Raw genomic sequence first — 2,511 nt, forward strand, 5'->3', positions numbered from 1 at the left:
CCGCGGACCTGGTCGTGGGCCCGCGGGGCGTCGAGGGCGTCCGTGTGGCGGCGGCCCGTTCGGGCGGGCGCCGTCCGGTTCAGCCCACCCGGCTCAGCCGACGTAGCCGAAGGCGACGCCGGGTTGGGCTGCGGTCTCGACCCACACGCTCTTGGTCTGGGTGTAGGCCATCAGCGCCTCGCGCCCGGAGGACCTGCCGAAGCCGGAGCGGCCGAACCCGCCGAAGGGCGAGGCGACGTTGATCGTCTTGTAGCCGTTGACCCAGAAGGTCCCGGCCCTGACGGCGGCGGCGACCCGGTGGGCGCGGCCGACATCGTTCGTCCAGACCGCGCCGGCGAGGCCGTACGGCGTGGCGTTGGCGATCGCGACCGCCTCGTCCTCGGTCTCGAACGGCAGGACGGTCAGGACCGGGCCGAACACCTCGTCCCGGGCGATCGCCGCATCGGGCGTCACGCCGTCGATCACCGTCGGACCGAAGTAGAAGCCGCCGGTGTCCCGCAGGTTGGCCGGACAGGCGCCGCCCGCGGCGATGCGGGCGCCGGCATCCACGGCCTGGCCCACCATCGCGGCGATCTTGTCGCGTTGCCGCCGGTTGTTGATCGGGCCGATCTGGGTCGTCGGGTCGGTGGGCGCGCCCACCGGGATGCGGCCGGCGGCGTAGGACAGCCGCGCCACGAAATCGGCGTGCACCGACCGGTGGACGAGGAGGCGCGAGCCGGCCACGCAGCTCTGCCCGGCGCCGCCGAAGATCGCCGCCTGCGCGCCCACCAGGGCACGATCGAGGTCGGCATCGGCGAACACGATGTTGGCCGACTTGCCACCGAGCTCGAGCACGCTCGGCACGATGTTGCGCGCTGCCGCGGCCGCAATCTGCGCCCCGGCCTCGGCGGAGCCCACGAAGACCACCAGCCGCGTGTCGGCATGGGCGACGGCCGCCGCCCCGGTGGTCGGGCCCGCGCCTGCCAGCACCGAGACCAGGCCGCGCGGGATCCCCTCGGCCCGGTCGCACAGCATCCCGAGCGCCAGGGAGGTCAGCGGCGTCAGCTCGGAGGGCTTCAGCACCACCGCGTTGCCGGCGCACAGCGCCGGGGCGATCTGCCAGCCGGCGGTGAAGATCGGGGCGTTCCACGGCGTGATCTGCACCACGGTGCCGAACGGCTCGGCGCGGGTGTAGTTCAGGTGCGAGGTCGGGACCGGGATGACCTCGCCGTGCAGCTTGTCGCACCAGCCGGCGTAATATTCGAACATCTCCGCGACCTTGCCGACCTCGCCGCGCGTGTCGCGGATCGGCTTGCCGGCCGACAGGGTCTCCAGCTCGGCCAACGCGTCGGCGTTGTGCCGGATCAGGGCGGCCACCGCCCACATCGCCCGGCCGCGGGCCGCCGCCGTCATGCCCCACCAGGTCCGCTGGGCGGGCCGGGCCGCCGCCATGGCGGCATCCACGACGGACGCGCCGGCATCCGCAAAGCTCGCCACCACCCGGCCGTCCGCCGGGTTCACGAGGTCGAGGGTTTCCCCCGTTCCCACGAGGATCTCGCCGGACACGACGCTGCCGATGCGGTCGCCCAGGGAAAGGGCGGACAGGAGGTCCCGGATGCGCTGCGCCGCATCGCCGTGCACGCTGGTCGACATCAGTTGGCTCCGTTCGAGTTGCGGTAATCGGCCATGCGGGTGAAGTCCGCGGCGTCCGGGATGGCGTCGCGGGTGGTCCCCCAGATCTGCGCGACATGGGCGGACAGCGGCAGGTCGGCGCCGCTCTCGGCGGCCAGCGCCATGGCGAGGCGCACGTCCTTGCGCATCAGCCCCGCGGAAAAGCCGCTGTCGAAGGTGTTCGACAGGATCCAGCGGGGAACCATCACCTCGCTGATCGCGCTGCGCCCGGTGGCGGTGTTGACGACCTTGATCGCCTCCTCGGCCGACAGGCCGGCCGCCTCGGACAGGCGCATCGCCTCGCCCGTGGTCACGAGGTGGGCGGCGACCAGCAGGTTGTTCACGAGCTTGACGATGTTTCCGGCGCCGGACGGCCCGACATGCGGGGCGCGGGCCGACATCGCCGAGAGCACCGGCTCGGCCAGGGCGTAGTCGGCCTCCGAGCCGCCGACCATCATCGTCAGCGTGCCTTCGGCGGCCCCCGAGGGGCCTCCGCTCACCGGCGCGTCGAGCAGGGCATGGCCGGCCTCGGCGAGGCGCGCCGCCAGCCGCCGCGTGGTGCCGGGATCCGAGGTGGAGGTATCGACGACGACGACCTTCCGGTCGGTCCGGGACAGCAGGCCGCCTTCCGCCGTGACCACGGCCTCGACATCGCGGGCCAGGGGAAGCGAGAAGACCAGGGCATGCGCGCGACGCAGGACGTCGGTCAGGTCCGGGACGAACGAGACGCCGGCCGCCTCGACGGCGGCGCGCCGGGCGTCGCTGATGTCGTAGCCGATGACCGCGAAGCCCTTGCGCGCCAAGGTCGCCGCCATGCCGAGACCCATATTGCCGAGCCCGACGACACCTATCGTCTCAATG

2 protein-coding genes are annotated in these 2,511 nt (G+C 73.2%); both read right to left on the bottom strand.

All coding sequences use genetic code 11. The annotated features are described in order from the left end of the window. Positions 1 to 93: 93 nt before the first annotated feature. Entirely contained in the window at positions 94 to 1,632 is a 1,539-nt protein-coding gene (locus FV242_RS33565; RefSeq protein ID WP_147941975.1) for an aldehyde dehydrogenase family protein, read from the bottom strand. After that, on the bottom strand, positions 1,632 to 2,510 hold the full coding sequence (locus FV242_RS33570; protein ID WP_147941976.1) for an NAD(P)-dependent oxidoreductase: 879 nt from the start codon (positions 2,508 to 2,510) through the stop codon (positions 1,632 to 1,634). The genes FV242_RS33565 and FV242_RS33570 overlap by 1 nt, the downstream gene beginning before the upstream one ends. Between the last annotated feature and the right edge of the window lies 1 nt (position 2,511).

It is taken from the genome of Methylobacterium sp. WL64 (assembly GCF_008039945.1).
Taxonomy (GTDB): Bacteria; Pseudomonadota; Alphaproteobacteria; order Rhizobiales; family Beijerinckiaceae; genus Methylobacterium.